This is a genomic window from Mycobacterium sp. TKK-01-0059 (assembly GCF_000709305.1).
Classification (GTDB): domain Bacteria; phylum Actinomycetota; class Actinomycetes; order Mycobacteriales; family Mycobacteriaceae; genus Mycobacterium; species Mycobacterium intracellulare.
The window spans coordinates 312,545-330,894 of the sequence record NZ_KL446995.1; the positions used below are offsets into that span (position 1 = coordinate 312,545).

Annotated in this window: 2 protein-coding genes; both read right to left on the reverse strand. The window is 70.2% G+C overall.

Annotated features, from left to right (window positions below; translation table 11 throughout):
- Positions 1 to 405 precede the first annotated feature (405 nt).
- Complete coding sequence (locus K883_RS23390) at positions 406 to 8,064, reverse strand: non-ribosomal peptide synthetase (protein WP_036455988.1); 7,659 nt, start codon at positions 8,062 to 8,064, stop codon at positions 406 to 408.
- Positions 8,061 to 18,326 carry a non-ribosomal peptide synthetase gene (locus tag K883_RS23395; protein WP_036456159.1) on the reverse strand — a complete coding sequence of 3,422 codons (10,266 nt, stop codon included), beginning with the start codon at positions 18,324 to 18,326 and terminating at the stop codon, positions 8,061 to 8,063. The genes K883_RS23390 and K883_RS23395 overlap by 4 nt, the downstream gene beginning before the upstream one ends.
- Positions 18,327 to 18,350 lie beyond the last annotated feature (24 nt).

Sequence of the window (18,350 nt, forward strand, 5' to 3'; positions counted from 1 at the left end):
CGTCGCAGTTCGTCGTTGACCGAGACGGCCGACGCTCACCGACTCCGGAAATCTCGTCTTCAACACGAGTGCAACAGTTGGGAAGGCTAGTAGACGCGAACCCTGGTAGTCCAGGGTTATCCAAACTTAATGTCCTGTGAATTACCCAAAACCGTAGACCGCACCTGCTAATCCCGTACTTCAGATACCTGAGGTACTGATCGTAGATAGTGTAGCTACATACAGTATTGATTGGATCAGGGGGTTTGACGGATTCGCCGACGCCTTTTCGCGGCGGTGACCGTTATTGCCGCGTGATAGGCGGCTGGCCCCGGTCAGGCGTCACTCAATCACAAACAGGAATTGCGCATGCAGCAGCGCGGCGCGGTCCCTAGGGACCACGCCGCGCTGACGTTCCGCGATCGGTTAGAGCAGGCCGAGCAGTTGCAGGTCGGTGACGTACTTGACGATCACCGGCGCGCTGACGTGCGGGATGTCGTTGTCCGGACCGACCTTCGCTTCCTGCACGGCGGCGCGGAACCGGTCGGTCGGCGCGAACGCGCCGCGGGCCGGCTCGGCGGGCTGCAGGTTCTTCGGATCGCGCAGCAGCAACAGCAGCATCTGCAGGACCGAGTTCTGGCGCTGGCGTTCCGGCAGGCCGCGCAGGCCGGTCTCGAAGCGCTGCAGCCACTCCCCGAAGTCGCCGACGCGCTCGATCGGGTAGCCGGCCTCGATCAGCCAGTCGACGTATTCGTCGAGCCCGATGCCGTCGTCGTGCGGGTTCATCACGTGATAGGTCTCGAACCCCTCCATCACCTGCGCGCCCAGCTTGGCGATCGCCTCGGCGACGAACTCGACGGGCAGGCCGTCGAAGTGCGCGCTCTGCCGGTTGCCCTCGGCGTCGAGCTGATAGAACGACTTGGGCGCGCAGCCGGTGGCCACCACGCTCAGGATCATCCGGGTGAAGATGTCCGCCACGTTGAGCTGGCCGGCGTAGCTGATGTCGGCCAGGATCATGTCGGAGCGGAACACCGAGACCGGCAGGCCGCACAGGTCGTGGGCCTCGCGCAGCAGGACCTCGCCCGCCCACTTGCTGTTGCCGTAGCCGTTGGCGTAGCTGCCGTCGATGACGCGGGTGGCGCTGATGACCCGGATGTCGGCGTCCTCGGTGAACGCCGACGGCTCGATCTGGCGCCCCACGTCCGACGTCGACACGTAGGCGTACGGCTTCATCTTCGTGGTGAGCGCCAAGCGGATCAGCTCGGCCGTGCCCCCGACGTTGGGCGTGAACAGCTCGTTGTAGGGCAGCACCCCGTTGACGACGGCCGCGGAGTCCACGATGAGGTCGACGGTGTCGGCCAGCTGCCGCCAGGTCGCCTCGTCCAGGCCCAGGTTGGCCTGGCCCTTGTCGCCGGCGACCACCTGCAGGTGGTCTTCGGCCAATTCCCGGAAGTGCCGCAGCAGTTCCGGGTCGCCGCTGTCGAAGGTCTTCTCGAGACGAGTCCTCGCCTCTTCATCCGTGCGGGCCCGCACCAGGCAGATCAGCTTGCCCTCGACCTGTTCCAGCTGCTCGAGCCATTCCAGCACCAGGTAGCGACCCAGGAACCCGGTCGCGCCGGTCAGCAGGACCGTCCGGACCTCGGAGCTGGGAGCGCGCAACGACGGCACGGTCGACAGCGTCGTCGCGTCGATGAACTTGTCCAGCGTGAGGTCGCGGGCGTACACCTCGGTGGCGTCGGCGCCGTGCACCGCCGCGAACCCGGGTCCCGCGGCGTTCTCGGTGTCGGCGCCGCTGGTGATCCGCTGACTCAGGGCCCGGATGGACTGCGAGTCGAACAGGGTGCGCACCGACAGGGCGCCGTCCAGCGCGGTGTTGATCTCGGCGATCACCCGCATCGCCGACAGCGAGTCCCCGCCGAGCTCGAAGAAGGAGTCCTCGACCGAGACCCGTTCCATCCCGAGGACCCGGGCGAAGATGCCGGCGATGGTCTCCTCGGTCGGGTTGGCCGGGGCGACGTATTCGCCGCCGCGCTTCTGGTACTCCGGCGCGGGCAGGGCGCGCTTGTCGAGCTTGCCGTTGACCGTCAGCGGCAGCGCGTCGAGCACCACCACCGCGGCCGGCACCATGTAGGCCGGCAGCCGGTCGGCCAGCTGGATGCGGATGCCGACCGGGTCGGCGGTGCCGGTGATGTAACCGACCAGCCGCTTGTCGCCGGGACGGTCCTCGCGGGCGATCACCGCCGCCTGCTCGACCCCGTCCAGCCCGGCCAGCGCCGCCTGCACTTCGCCGAGTTCGATGCGATACCCGCGGATCTTGACCTGCTCGTCGGCGCGGCCGAGGTACTCGAGCTGACCGTCGTGGCCCCACCGGACCAGGTCGCCGGTGCGGTACATCCGCGCGCCCGGGCCGCCGAACGGGCAGGCAACGAACCGCGACGCCGTCAGACCGGACCGTCGCGAATATCCCGTCGCCACACCGTGGCCGGCGATGTACAGCTCGCCCACGACACCCTCGGGTGCCGGGCGCAGCCACCGGTCGAGCACGAACAACGCGGCCCGCGGCACCGGTGAACCGATCGGCGCCGACGCTGCCCCGGCCTGCAGCGGCGCGCTCATCGCCGCGTAGACGGTGGCCTCGGTCGGGCCGTAGGCGTTGATCATCACGCGCCCCGGCGCCCACCGGTCGACGACCTCGACCGGGCAGGCCTCGCCGGCCACCACCAGCGCCGTCGAGTCCAGGCCCTCCGGCGAGAGCATGCCCACCGCCGACGGGGTCTGGCTCAGCACGGTGACGCCTTCGGAGACCAGCAGCGCGTGCAACTCATCCGGGGAGGCCGCGACCGATTCGGGCACCACGACCAGGCGGCCACCGTGCAGCAGCGCGCCCCAGATCTCGTGCACCGACACGTCGAAGACCAGGGAGTGCCACTGCGCCCACACCCCCGCCTCCGGCAGGTCGGCGTGCAGGGACTCCACCAGCTGGGTGACGTTGTCGTGGGTGACGGCCACGCCCTTGGGGACGCCGGTGGTGCCCGACGTGTAGATGAGGTAGGCGATGTTGTCCGACGACGGGATCGGCAGCGGGTCGCTGGGCTGGGCGTCCAGCGCCGGGTCGTCGACGTCGATGACCGTCGGGCGGCAGCCCTCCAGCCGCGACCGCAGGCCCGTCGTGGTGACCACGGCGACCGGCTCGGCGTCGCCGAGCAGGAACTCGATCCGGGCGGTCGGCAGCGCCGGGTCGATCGGCAGATACGCCGCGCCCGTCTTGAGGACGGCGAGGATCGAGACGATCGCGTCGGCCGAGCGGGAGAACAGCAGCGCGACCCGCTCGCCCGGGCCCGCGCCCTCCTCGATCAGCAAGTGCGCCAACCGGTTTGCGGCCTCGTCGAGTTCCCGATAGGTCATCGAGCGTCCGTCGAAACTGAGCGCCGCCGCGTCCGGGGTGCGGGCCACCTGCGCGGCGAACAACCCCGGGATCGACGTGCCGGTCGCCGGCTGGCTCAGCACCGACCGGTTGCCCCAGGAGTCGAGCAGCTCGTGCTCGGCCTCGTCGACGACGTCGAGCGCCATCAGCCGTCGGGTGGGGTCGACGGTCATCTCGGAGAGCACGCGCTGGAACCGCTCGGTCATCTTCTCGATGCCGGCGGCGTCGAACACGTCGGTGTCGTATTCGACGCGCAGGCCCAGTTCGCGGCCCGGGAGCGCCATCACCGACAGCGGGTAGTGGTTGTACTCGCGGTTGGTGACATCGGTGATGGCCAACTCGTGGAAGCCCAACGGGACGCTGGTGTCGATCGGGTAGTTCTCGTACAGGAACAGGGTGTCGAACAGGGCGTCGTGGCCGGTCACGCGGTGGATCTCGCTCAGCGCCAGGTGCTCGTGCTCGAGGGTGTCGTTGTGGTGCTGCTGCAGCTGGTCCAGCACGTCGGCGACGGTGGTCTCCGCGTCGATGTTGGCGCGCACCGGGACGGTGTTGATCAGCAGGCCCACCATCGATTCGGCGCCGGCTAGGTCGGCGGGCCGACCCGAGACGGCGGTGCCGAACGCCACGTCGTGGTGGCCGGTGAGCCGCATCAGCAGCTGCGCCCACCCGGCCTGCAGCACGGTGTTGACGGTGGTGTGGCACGAGCGGGCCAGCTCGCCCAGGGCGCGCGTGGTTTCCGCGGAGAGCCGGTAGGACTCCACGGCCCGCCGGCCGAGCCGCATCCGGCCCGCAGGGCCCACCAGGGTGGGGGCCTCGAATCCGTCGAGCACCTCGCGCCACGCCGCCTGCGCGGCGGCGCGGTCCTGGCCGGCCAGCCAGGTCAGGTAGCTGCGGTAGGTCGCGGGCGCGGGCAGCTGGTCGCCGTAGTAGTTGGCCAGGATCTCGCGCAGCAGGATGGGCAGCGACCAGCCGTCCATCACGATGTGGTGGTTGGTGAGCACGAACCGGTACCGGTTGTCCGCGGTGCGGATCAGCGCGGCCCGGAACGCCGGCCGGTTGGCCAGGTCGCTCACCGCGGCGCGCTCGGCGGCGCACAGCTCCTCGACCCGCTGTTCGGGGTCGAGGTCTTCGGGGCCGAGCTGGATGTAGCGCCACGCCATGACCGGGTCGGCCGGGATCACCTGGACGGGTTCGCCGAACTGCGGGCAGAACCGGGCCGCCAGGTTGGGGTGGCGGTTCACCACGGTGTGCACCGCCTCGTGCAGCCGGTGCGAGTCCAGGGCGCCGGTCACGGTGATGCCCAGCTGCACCGCGTAGACGTCGTCGCCCGGGTCTTGGGCGAAGCTGGCGTGGAAGAGCAGACCCTGCTGCAGCGGGGTCAGCGGCAGGATGTCGGCGACCTGGTGCTGCTTGCTCAGCTCGTCGATCTGCCGCTGGTTCAGGCGGGCCGGCGCGATGTCGGACGGGGTCAGCCCGCCGCCGCCGGCTTGCACGTGGGCGCAGATGCCGGCCAGGGCCTCGAACCACAGCCGGCTGAGCCGGCTGATCTGCTCGCGGTCCATCGCCGAGGCCGCCCACGTCCAGTTGGCGTGCAGGTGCGGGCCCTCTTCGGTGTCCATGGTGCCGGCGTTGAGGTCGACGGTGTGCATGAGCGGCATCGCCACCGCGGCGGCCGCGCCGCTCAGCGACAGGCTGTCGGGGCTCAACCGCCACAACTCGCCGGGCAGGTCGGCGGCCGCGCCGAGCCGGCCCAGGTAGTTGAAGCCGATCACCGGGTCGGATCCACCCAGATCGACGTCGGGGTTCAGGTAGCGCAGCAGGCCGTAGGTCAGTCCGTCGGGCAGGGCGCGCAGCTGCTCCTTGGTGGCCTTGACGGCCGCGCCGAGCGCGTCGTCACCGCCCACCACGCTGGCCCAGTCCAGCCCGTCGATGGTCAGGGCCACCGGGTACTTGGTGGTGAACCACCCCACGGTGCGCGACAGGTCGACGTGCGGTCCCAGCTCTTCCTGGCGTCCGTGACCCTCGACGTCGATGCCGATCGGCGCGCCAGCGGCCTTGGAACCCAAAAATTCCGTCCAGGCCATCCCGAACGCGATCAACAGGATGTCTTGCACCCCGGCGTGGAACGCCGCGGGCACCTCGCCCAGCAGCAGCCGGGTGGTCTCGACGTCCAGCGACACCGACAGCTGCTCGGCCGTCTGGTAGGTGTCCTCCTCGGGTCGCACCGCCGGCAGCAGGGCCGGGGTGGACACCACCTCGCGCCAGGCGTCGGCCTGCTCGACGACCGCCGGGCTCTGCGCGTGCTCGGCCAGCAGCGACGACCACCGGGCGAACGAGGTCCCGCCGACCGGCAGGGCCACCGGCTGGCCGCTGTGGTGCTGCGCCCAGGCGATGTTGAGGTCCTCGATCAGGGTCCGCCACGACACACCGTCGACGGCCACGTGGTGGATGATCAACGCCAATTGGCTTGTCTCGCTTGCCCATACGGCGCTCACCATCGCGCCGGCGCCCGGGTTCAGCCGCGACCGCGCCTCGACGAGCGTGGCGTCGGTCAGGGTGTCGACGGTCTGCAGGCAGTCGCCGGCCTGCACCGTGCCCGGGTCGGGCGCGTGCAACTTCCAGCCGCCCTCGCCGTCGTCTTCGACGCGCAGCCGCAGCATCGGGTGGCGGTCCAGCAGGGCCTGCAGCACGACGACGACCTCGTCGGCGGTGACGCCCGCGGGGGCCGCCAGCACCATGGTCTGGTTGAAGTCGTCGATCGGGCCGTCGACGGTTTGCAGCCAGCGCATGATCGGGGTGGCCACCACCGGGCCGATCCCCTCGTCGACCACGTCCTCCTCGTCGTCGCGGTCGGTGGCCACGCGGGCCAGCCGGGCCACGGTCTGCTCGACGAACACGTCGCGGGGGCGGCACACCACGCCGGCGGCGCGGGCGCGGGCCACGACCTGCATGGACAGGATGCTGTCGCCGCCCAGGTCGAAGAACGAGTCGTCGACGCCGACGCGCTCCACACCCAGCACCTGGGCGTAGATGCCGGCCAGGATCTCCTCGGTGTGGTTGGACGGCGCGCGGTACTCACCGGCGCGCTTGTGGTACTCCGGCGCGGGCAGGGCGCGCTTGTCGAGCTTGCCGTTGACCGTCAGCGGCAGCGCCTCGAGCACCACCACGGCGGCGGGGACCATGTAGGCGGGCAACCGCTTGCCGAGCTGGGTGCGCAGCTCCGCCGGGTCGGCGGTGCCGGTGATGTAGCCGACGAGGCGCTTGTCGCCGGGGCGGTCCTCGCGGGCGATGACCGCGGCCTGGTCCACGCCGTCGAGCGCGGCGAGGGCCGACTGGATCTCGCCGAGTTCGATGCGGTAGCCGCGAATCTTGACCTGCTCGTCGGCGCGGCCCAGGTATTGCAGCTGCCCGTCGGTGCCCCAGCGCACCAGGTCGCCGGTGCGGTACATCCTCGCGCCCGGGCCGCCGAAGGGGCAGGCCACGAACCGCGACGCCGTCAGGCCGGACCGCCGCGCGTACCCGGTGGCCACGCCGCGGCCGGCCACGTACAGCTCACCGACCACGCCCTCGGGCGCGGGCCGCAACCACTTGTCCAAGACGAACAGCGCCGCGCCGGGCACCGGCGAGCCGATCGGCGGCGCGCCCGAGTCCCCCGTCAGCGGCGCGCTCATCGCGGCGTAGACGGTGGCCTCGGTCGGGCCGTAGGCGTTGATCATCACGCGTCCGGGCGCCCACCGGTCGACGACCTCGGCGGGGCAGGCCTCGCCGGCCACCACCAGCGCCGTGGACTCCAGGCCCTCGGGCGAGAGCATCCCCACCGCGGACGGGGTCTGGCTGAGCACGTTGACCTTCTCGGCGACCAGCAGGTCGTGCAGATCGTCGGGCGAGCCCGCGACCGATTCGGGGACCACGACCAGGCGCCCGCCGTGCAGCAGCGCACCCCAGATCTCCCACACCGAGACGTCGAACACCAGGGAGTGCCACTGCGACCACACCTGGCCCGCACCGGACGGCAGCTTGGCGTGCAGGGTCTTCAGGAATTCGGTCACGTTGCGGTGCGTGACCGCGACACCCTTGGGGACGCCGGTGGTCCCCGAGGTGTAGATCATGTAGGCGATGTCGTCGGGCGCCGGTCCGGGCAGCGCGCTGCTGGGCTGGCTGTCGGCGGCGGCCTCGTCGACGTCGATGACGGGCAGGTCGAAGCCGTCCAGCCGGGTGCGCAGGCTGGCGGTGGTGACCGCGGCGATCGGAGTGGCGTCGCCGAGCATGAACTCCATGCGGGCGGCGGGCAGCGCGGGGTCGATCGGCAGGTAGGCCGCGCCGGTCTTCAAGACCGCGAGGATCGAGATGATGGCTTCGGCCGAGCGGGAGAACAGCAGCGCGACGCATTCGCCCGGGGCGGCGCCCTGCTCGGCCAGTAGGTGCGCCAGCCGGTTGGCGGCCTCGTCGAGCTCCAAATAGGTCAGCGAGCGGCCCTCGAAACTGAGCGCGGTCGCCTGCGGCGCGCGCGCCACCTGGGTCGCGAACATTTCGGGAATGGACGTCGGGACTTTGACCGGCTTGGTCAATATCGCCCGGTTGCCCCACTCGTCGAGTCGGTCGTGCTCGCCGCCATCCAGTAGATCGATCGATAACAATCGCCGTCCCGCACCGACGGTCATGACTGCTCCTCCAAGTCCACGGTCATGGCTTCCAGCACCCGCTTGAAACGCTCGACCAGCTTCTCGATCCTCGCCTCGCCGAACACGTCGGTATCGAACTCGACGCGAAGGCCAATTTCCTGGCCCGGCACGGCTTGCACCGAAAGCGGGTAATGGTTGTATTCCCGATTCGTGAATCCCCTAATAGTTAACTCGTCCACGGCCGATAGCGCGGCGGTATCGAGGGGATAGTTCTCATACACGAACATTGTGTCGAAAATTTGGTCGTGCCCCGTTACACGATGAATTTCGTTCAGCGCCAGGTGCTGGTGGTCCAAGGTCCTGGTGTAGGCCTGTTGTAGCTGGTCAAGCAGGTCGGCGATGGTGGTTTCGGCGCCAATGGTCGCCCGCACCGGCACGGTGTTGATCAGCAGGCCCACCATGGACTCCGAACCGGCCAAATCGGTCGGCCGGCCCGAAACCGCTGTGCCGAACACCACATCGTGCTGGCCGGTCAGCCACATCAGCAGCTGCGCCCAGGCCGCCTGCAGCACGGTGCTGACGGTGGTGCGGCACGAGCGGGCCAATTCGCCGAGCAGGCGGCTGGTCTCCGCGGACACGTGGAATTCGGCGACGCCGCGCGGGCCCAGCCCCATCCGGCCCGACGGCCCCACCAGCGTGGGGGTGTCGAATCCGGCGAGCACCTCGCGCCACGCCGCCTGCGCGGCGGCGCGGTCCTGCTCGGAGAGCCAGGTGATGAAGCTGCGGTAGGGCACCGGCGCGGGCAGCCGCACCCCGAAGTAGCTGGCGAAGATCTCCTGCAGCAGGACGGGCTTGGACCAGCCGTCGAGCACGATGTGGTGGTTGGTGAGCACGAACCGGTAGGTGTCGTCCCCGGTGCGGATCAGCGTGCCCCGGAACGGCGGCTTGCCCGCCAGGTCGCAGACGGCGACGCGTTCGGCGGCCGACAGCTCCTCGATCTGGTGGTCTTGGTCGCCGCCGGCGTGCAGCTCGACGTACTGCCAGGCCAGTTCCGGATCGGCGGACAAGACCTGCACCGGCTCGCCGAAGTCCTCGCTGAAGTGGGCCACCACGTTGGGGTGGCGGGTGACGACGGTCTGCACGGCGTCGCGCAGCCGCTCCGGGTCGATGGCGCCGCTGACCGAGATGTCGAGCTGCACGGCGTAGAGGTCCTCGGAGCCTTGGGCGCCCTGCGCGGTGCCGGTGTGGAACAGCAGCCCCTGCTGCAGCGGGGTCAGCGGCAGCACGTCGGCGACGCGGTACTGCCCCTGCAGTTCGTCGAGGTCCCGCTGGGTCAGCCGGGCGGGCGCGATGTCGGACGGGGTCAACCCGCCGCCGCCGTCGCGGACGTGCGCGCAGATCCCGGCCAGCGCGTCGAACCACAACTCGCTGAGCTTGCCGATCTGCTTTTCGTCCAGCGCCGAGCGCGCCCACGTCCAGTTGGCCTGCAGGTGGGGGCCGTCGGCGGTGTCCATGGTGCCGGCGTTGAGCTCCACCGTGTGCGGCAGCGGCAGGGCCACCGCCCCGGCCGCACCGGCCAACGCGAAGCTGTCCTCGCTGAGCTGCCACAGGTCGGGCGACAGGTCGGCGGCCCCGCCGCCCAGCCGGCCCAGGTAGTTGAAGCTGATGGCGGGATCCGAATCACCAAGGTCCACATCGGGATTCAGGTACCGCAGCAACCCATAGGTGAGGCCGTCGGGCAGGCCCCGCAGCTGCTCCTTGGCGTCCTTGATCACCGGGCCCAGCGCCGCGTCGCCGCCGACCACCTGACCCCACGACAGGCCACCGACGCGCAGCGACACCGGGTACTTGGCGGTGAACCACCCGACCGTGCGCGACAGGTCCACCTGCGGGCCCAGCTCCTCGCTGCGCCCGTGGCCCTCCACGTCGATGGCGATCGGCGCTCCGGTGCCCATGAACTGCGTCCACGCCAACCCGAACGCGATCAGCAAAATGTCTTGCACCCCAGCGTGAAACGCCGCGGGCACCTCCCCCAGCAACAGGCGGGTCGTCTCGACGTCCAGCGACGCCGACAGCTGCCCGGCCGTCGCGTAGGTGTCCTCGGGCCGCGCGGCCGGCAACACCGCCGGGATCGCGGCCACCTGCCGCCACTCCTCGGCCCGCTCGACGACCTCGGGGCGGCGCGCGTGCTCGTCCAGCAGCGACGACCACCGGGCGAACGAGGTCCCGCCGGCCGGCAGGGCCACCGGCTGGCCGCTGTGGTGCTGCGCCCAGGCGATGTTGAGGTCCTCGATCAGGGTCCGCCACGACACACCGTCGACCGCCAGGTGATGGATGACCAACGCCAATTGGCTTGTCGCGCTTGCCCATACGGCGTTCAGCATCAGGCCGTCGGCCAGGTTCAGCCGCGACCGGGCGTCGACCAGGGCCGCCTCGGACAACTCGTCGACGGTCTCCAGCACGTCGCCGGCCTGCACCGAGCCCGGCTCGGGCACGTCGAACGACCAGCCGCCCACGCCGTCGTCCTCGACGCGGACCCGCAGCATCGCGTGCCGGTCCAGCAGCGCCTGCAGCACCACCGGCACGTCGTCGGCGGTGACGTCGGCGGGGACCGCCAGCACCATCGTCTGGTTGAACTGCTCGACGGGGCCGTCCATGTTCTGCAGCCAGCGCATGATCGGGGTGGCCACCACCGGCCCGATGCCCTCGTCGACGACGTCGTCGTCGGGGTCGGCGATCGTGGCGACCCGCGCCAGGCGCGCGACCGTCTGTTCGGTGAAGACGTCCCGCGGGCGGCACACCACGCCGGCGGCGCGGGCGCGGGCCACCACCTGCATGGACAGGATGCTGTCGCCGCCCAGGTCGAAGAACGAATCGTCCACGCCGACCCGTTCGACGCCCAGCACCTGGGCGTAGATGCCGGCCAGGATCTCCTCGATGGCGCTCGCCGGCGCCCGGTAGCGGTCGACGGCTTGATATTCCGGCGCCGGCAGGGCGCGGGTGTCGAGCTTGCCGTTGACCGTCAGCGGCAGCGCGTCGAGCACCACCACCGCCGAGGGCACCATGTAGGACGGGAGCCGCTCGGTGAGTTGCGCGCGGGCCTCGGCCGGGTCGGCGGTGCCCGTCACGTAGCCGACCAGACGCTTGTCGCCGGGGCGGTCCTCGCGGGCGATGACGGCGGCGTGCTCGACGCCGTCCAGCGAGGCGAGGGCGGCCTGGATCTCGCCGAGTTCGATGCGGTAGCCGCGGATCTTGACCTGCTCGTCGGCGCGGCCCATGTACTGCAGCTGCCCGTCGGCACTCCAGCGGACGAGGTCGCCGGTGCGATACATCCGCGCACCGGGGGCCCCGTACGGGCAGGCCACGAATCGGGTGGCCGACAGCCCCGGGCGGCCCACGTAGCCGGTGGCCAATCCCCCACCGGCGACGTACAACTCGCCGACCACCCCGACGGGCACCGGGCGCAGCCACCCGTCGAGCACGAAGAAGGCGAGGTTGCCCAGCGGCACCCCGATCGGGCTGACGTTGTTGTCGACGTCGCCGCGGAGGATCTCGCGGAACGACGCATGCACCGTGGTCTCGGTGATGCCGTACATGTTGATCATGCGCGGCAGGCCGGGGTGGTGATGCAGCCACGTCGACAGCCGGTGTGGCTCCAACGCCTCCCCGCCGAACACGACCGTCTGCAACTTCAGCTGCTCACCCAGCTCCGGGGCCAACGCGTCGGCACTCTGCAACGCATAGAACGCCGACGGGGTCTGACTCAGCACGCTGACCTGCTCGCGAACCAGCAAGGCGTGCAAGTCTTCTGCCGAGCGCACCACCGCGTCGGGCACCATCACCAGGCGCCCGCCGTACAGCAGTGACCCGAAGACCTCCCACACCGAGAAGTCAAACGCCAGCGAATGACATTGCGTCCACACCTGGCCCAACCCCAGCTGAGCATCCAGTGTCTCCAGCAGCAACGTGACGTTGCGGTGCGGGATCGCCACGCCCTTGGGCGTTCCCGTCGTGCCCGAGGTGTAGATGATGTAGGCGATGTTGTCCGGCGCCGGCGCGGGCAGGCCGGTCGTGGGCTGGTCGGCCACCGCGGCGTCGTCGATGTCGATGATCTGTCCGGCGTACCCGCCCAGCTGCGGCCGCACCTCGGCGGTGGTCACCGCCGCGATCGGGGCGGAATCGCCGAGCACGAACTCGAGGCGCGCCGCGGGCACGCTCGGGTCGATCGGCACGTAGGCGGCCCCGGTCTTGAGGACGGCGAAGATCGCGATCACCGCTTCGGCCGACCGCGGGATCACCACGGCCACCCGCTGCCCCGGGCCCGCGCCCTGCCCAACCAGCAAGTGCGCCAACCGGTTTGCCGACTCCTCGACCTCGCGGTAGGTGAACGACCGCTCGCCGCAGGTGATCGCGACGGCGTCGGCGGCGCGGGCGACCTGCGCAGCGAACAACGCCGGGATCGACTCCTGCCCGGTGGGCCGCTGGGCCAGCACGGCGCGGTTGCCCCACTCGTCCAGCCGTTCGTGTTCGGCGGGGTCGAGCAGATCGATCGATGAAAGCCGTTGCGCGGGATCGGCGGTCATGGCCGCCATCACCTGGCGCAGCCGCTCGATCAGCGTTTCGATGGCGGCCGCGTCGAAGACCTCGGTGTCGTACTCGACGCGCAGGCTCAGTTCGTGGCCCGGCGTGGCCACGACCGACAGCGGGTAGTGGTTGAATTCGCGGCTGCTGAATTCGGTGACGGCCAGCTCTTGGGCGCCCATCATCGCGCCGGCGTCGATCGGGTAGTTCTCGTAGAGGAACAGGGTGTCGAACAGCTGGTCGTGCCCGGTGACGCGGTGAATCTCGCCCAGCGCCAAGTGTTCATGCTCGAGGGTCTCGGCGTGGGCGCGTTGCAGCTGCTCGAGCAGGTCGACGACGGTGGTCGCGGCGGCGATGTTGGCCCGAACCGGCACGGTGTTGATCAGCAGCCCGACCATGGCGTCGGCGCCGGCCAGCTCGGTGGGCCGGCCCGAGACCGCGGTGCCGAAGGCGACGTCGTGCTGGCCGGTCAGCCACGTCAGCAGCTGCGCCCAGGCGCCCTGCAGCACGGTGCTGATGGTGGTGCGGCTGGAGCGGGCCAGCTCGCCGAGCGCCCGCGTCGTGTCGGCCGAAACCGCATAGGTGGCAACGGCGCGCCGCCCGATCTTGCCGGGCGGGGCCACCAGGGTGGGGGCCTCGAACCCGTCGAGCGCCTCACGCCAGGCCGCTTGGGCGGCGGCGTGGTCCTGGGCGGCCAGCCACATCAGGTAGCTGCGGTACGACGGCGGCGCGGGCAGCCGCTGTCCGTAGTAGCCGGCGAAGACCTCCCGCAGCAGGACCGGCAGCGACCAGCCGTCGATCACGATGTGGTGGATGGTGAACAGCAGCCGATGCCGGTCGTCGGCGATGCGGATCAGCGCGGTCCGGAAGGCGGGTTGGCCCGCCAGGTCGCACACGGCGGTGCGTTCGTCGGCGGCCAACTGCTCGAGCTGTTGGTCCACTGGGTCCGAGCCGCCGTCCAATTCGACGTAGCGCCAAGCCATTACCGGCTCGGCGGGGATGATCTGCACCGGCTCGCCGAATTCATCGAAGAAGCGCGCCACCAGGTTGGGGTGGCGGTTGACGGCGGTCTGCACGGCCTCGCGCAGCCGGTGCTGATCGAGGCTGCCGCTCACGGTGATGCCCAGCTGCACCGCGTAGAGGTCTTCGAGCTCGGCCGCAAAGCTGGTGTGGAACAACAAACCCTGCTGCACGGGGCTCAGCGGCAGCACGTCGGCGATCTGGTGCTGCCGGCACAGCTCGTCGATCTGCTGCTGGTCCAGGCGGGCCGGCGCGATGTCCGACGGGGTCAGCCCCCCGCCGCCGGCGCGCACGTGCGCGCAGATGCCGGCCAGGGCCTCAAACCACAACTGGCTCAACCGGTTTACTTGTTCGTCGGTCAGCGCCGAGGTCGCCCACCGCCAGTTGGCGTGCAGCAGCGGGCCGTCCTCGGTGTCCATGGTGCCGGCGTTGAGTTCCACGGTGTGCGCCAACGGCATCGCCACCGCCGTCGCGACCGCGGCCGACGACAGGCTGTCCTCGCTGACGCGCCACAAGTCCTCGGAGAGGTCGGCCCCCGCGGCCAGCCGGCCCAGGTAGTTGAATCCGATCACGGGGTCCGGCCCCTGCAGGCCGACCTCGCTGTTCAGGTAGCGCAACAGCCCATAGGTGAGGCCGTCGGGCAGGGCGCGCAGTTGTTCCTTGGCGTCCTTGATCACCGCGCCCAGCGCGGCGTCCCCCGCGGTCACCTTGGACCAGTTCAGCCCGCCGCGAATCGACAGCGCCGCAGGGTATTTGGTGGTGAACCAGCCGACCGTGCGGGACAGATCGATGCGGGAGGCGATCTCTTCGTTGCGTCCGTGGCCCTCGATGTCGATGCCGATCGGCGTCGCGGTCCCCACGGACCCCAGGAACTCGGTGAACGCCAACCCGAACGCGATCAACAGGATGTCCTGCACGCCGGCGTGAAACGCCGCAGGCACCTCCCCCAGCAACAGGCGGGTCGTCTCGACGTCCAGCGACGCCGACAACTGTCCGGCGTTCGCGTAGGTGTCCTCCGGCCCGGCGGCCGGCAGCGCCGGCGGGGTGGCGACCACCTCCTGCCACGCGCCGGCCTGTTCGAGGACGGCCGGGTCCTTCGCGTGCTCGGCCAGCAGCGACGACCACCGGGCGAACGAGGTGCCGGGCGCCTGCAACGCCACCGGTTGGGCGTTGTGGTGCTGGACCCAGGCGATGTTGAGGTCCTCGATCAGGGTCCGCCACGACACACCGTCGACCGCCAGGTGGTGGATGATCAACGCCAATTGGCTTGTCGCACTTGCCCATACCGCGCTCACCATGACCCCGTCGGCCACGTTGAGCCGGGAACGGGCCTCGACCAGGTCCGCGTCGGAGAGCGCCTCGACCGTGCGCAGGCAGTCGCCGGCCTGCACCGAGCCGGCCTCGGGCGCCTCGAGCGACCAGCCCCCGGCGCCGTCGTCCTGCACGCGCAGCCGCAGCATGGGATGGCGATCCAGCACGGCCTGCAGCACCACCGCCACGTCGTCGGCGCTCACACCCGCGGGCGCCGCCAGCACCATGGCCTGGTTGAACTCGTCGATCGGACCGTCGATGGTCTGCAGCCACCGCATGATGGGGGTGGCCACCACGGGGCCGATCCCCTCGTCGGCCGCACCGAGGTCGCCGTCGACCGCCACCTCGGACACCCGCGCCAGCCGCGCCACGGTCTGCTCGACGAAGACGTCCCGGGGGCGGCAGATGACGCCGGCCGCCCGCGCGCGGGACACCACCTGCATCGACAGGATGCTGTCGCCGCCCAGGTCGAAGAACGAGTCGTCCACGCCGACGCGCTCCACGCCCAGCACCTGGGCGTAGATGTCGGCCAGGATCTCCTCGATCGCGTCGGCCGGGGCCCGGTATTCGCTCGCGGTGTATTCCGGCGAGGGCAGGGCGCGCTTGTCGAGCTTGCCGTTGCCGGTCAGCGGCAGCGCGTCGAGCACCATCACCGCGGTCGGCACCATGTACGGCGGAAGCTTTTCGGCCAGTTGGGCGCGCAGCGCCGCGGGGTCGGCGGTGCCGGTGACGTAGCCGACGAGGCGCTTGTCGCCGGGGCGGTCCTCGCGGGCGATCACCGCCGCCTGGTCCACGCCGTCGAGCCCGGCCAAGACCGCCTGGATTTCGCCGAGTTCGATGCGGTAGCCGCGAATCTTGACCTGCTCGTCGGCGCGGCCCAGGTACTGCAGCTGCCCGTCGGGACCCCAGCACACCAGGTCCCCGGTGCGGTACATGCGTGCCCCGGGGCCGCCGAAGGGGTTGGCCACGAACCGCGACGCGGTCAGCCCTGGCCGGCGCACGTAGCCGTGCCCGACGCCGCGACCCGCCAGGTACAACTCGCCGACCACACCGGCGGGCACCGGCTGCAGCCACTTGTCGAGCACGAACATCGCCGCCCCGGCTATGGGGGAGCCGATCGGCACCACCGGCGAGCCGGGCGTCAGCGGCGTGCTGATCGACGCGCAGACCGTGGTCTCGGTCGGGCCGTAGGCATCAATCATGACCCGGCCGGGGGCCGCCCACCGGTCGACGACGTCGGTCGGGCAGGCCTCGCCGGCCACCACCAGCGCCGTGGACTCCAGGCCCTCGGCAGGCAGCATCGCGACCGCGGATGGCGTCTGGGTCAGCACGCTGACTTTCTCCGCGACCAGCAGGTCGTGGAAATCCTGCGGGGAGGACGCCACCGATTCGGGCACCACCAGCAGCCGCCTGCCGCGGAGCAGCGCACCGAAGATTTCCCACACCGAGAAGTCGAAGGACGAGGAATGGCTTTGCGTCCAGACATTGCCCGGCGGCAGGGCGGCGTCGAGCGACTCGGTCAGCCACGTGACGTTGAGATGAGGGATGGCGACGCCTTTGGGGGTCCCGGTCGTTCCGGACGTATAGATGATGTAGGCGACGTTCTCGGGCGCCGGGTTCGGCAGCGCGGTGCTGGGCTGGCTGTCGACGGCGGGGTCGTGCACATCGACGACGAAAACGTCATGCCCCTCCAGCCGCGGGCGCAGTTCCGCCGTGGTGATCACCGCGCTGGGCGCGGCATCGGAGAGCACGAAGTCCATCCGCGACGACGCGTGCGCGGGGTCGATCGGCACGTAGGCCGCCCCGGTCTTGAGCACCGCCAGCATCGAAACGATGGCGTCCGCGCAGCGGGGGAACAGCACCGCCACGCAGTCACCCGGTCCGACGCCGTGGCCGGCGAGCAGGTGCCCCAAGCGGTTCGACGCCTCGTCGAGCTCGGCGTAGGTCAGCGAATGGTCGCCGAATGTCACGGCCGGCGCCTCCGGGGTGCGCTGCACGTGCTCGGCGAACGCGGCCGGAATCGACACCGGGGCCGGTGCGGGCTCGGCCAATGCCGGCCGGTTGCTCCACCGGTCGATGAGTGCGGGCTCGTCGGGGGTCAGCAGCTCGATCGACGACAGCGGCCGCTCGGGGTCGGCGGTCATGGCCGCCAGGATCTGCTGCAGCCGTCCCGCCAGGTCGGCGACGCCGAAGCCGGCGAACGGTTGGCCCGGGCCCGCGGTGCTGAGGAAGAGCTGGTCACCGGCGCCGAGGAAGAACAACCCGAAGTGCCCGACCGGCCCGTGGTTGGTGTACGACGCCGTCGCCGGCGAGCCGGCCAGGTCCAGGGTCAGCCTCATCGGTAGGAAATTGATGCCCACCCGGTTCGGCGCCTGCCGCAGGCCGTCGCCCTCGAGGGTGTGCGCGGGAAAACGTTGATGCTTCAGCAGTTCGCGGATCCGCTTGTCGACGTGCTTGCAGAAGTCGGCAACCGTCGTCTGCGGTTCCGTCGACAGGACCAGCGGCACGACACCGGCCAGCATTGCCGGGAGCGTCTTCGACTCGGGAGTCACCCGCCTGCTGACCGGGAAGTCCAGCGCCACCTCGGAGCCGCTGCCCGACCATCCGCGCACCAACAGCGCGCACGCGGCGGTGGTGACCGAAAACCGGCGGATGGCCAGCTTCTTGGACAACTCCTTGATCCGGTTGACGACCGAGGGGTCCAACTGGACCGACGCGGACGGCGAGTAATGGTCTTGCTCGGTGCCCGCATCGGGCAGCCGGTCGACCGGTCCGCTCTCCGGCGGAAGGTGCTCGCTCCAATAGGCCTTGTCTTCGAGGTAATCCTCGGAAGCCTCGTACTCGGACTCGAGGTCGACCAGGTCCTGCGCCGAACCGAAATAGGCGTCGGGAATTGGCTTTCCCGCCACCATCGCGGAATAAATGGTTGCGACCCGGCGGCAGACCAGGGCCATGCCCAAACCGTCGATCGCAATGTGGTGGCAGCAACCAAACAAATAGAATTCCTCGTGCCCCGTTTGAAAGAGCACGAATTTGAACATCTGGCCGTTCAACGGCATCGGCGTGCGCTGAATGGCGGATGACATCTCGCGGGCTTCCTGCACCGGATCCGCCGCGCCCCTCAGGTCATGGAACTCGAGCTCGACGTGGGGGTAGTCGATCGGCTTCTGGACCACCTGGCCGTCGACCTCGAAGAACGAGACCCGGCCCGATTCGGCCTCGCCGACCGTCTGGGTGAGTGCCTGCTGAAACTGATCGCGATGGACCGGGCCGTCGATTTTGACCAGGAGGCCGAGCTGCCACTGGGTGCCGGCGAAGCCGGCTTCTTGGGATAGCCAGATGTCGAGCTGACCCCGTGTCAGTGGCAGCGTTCGATCATCCCTCGCCATCGACTCCCCCAAGTCTCCACCCAC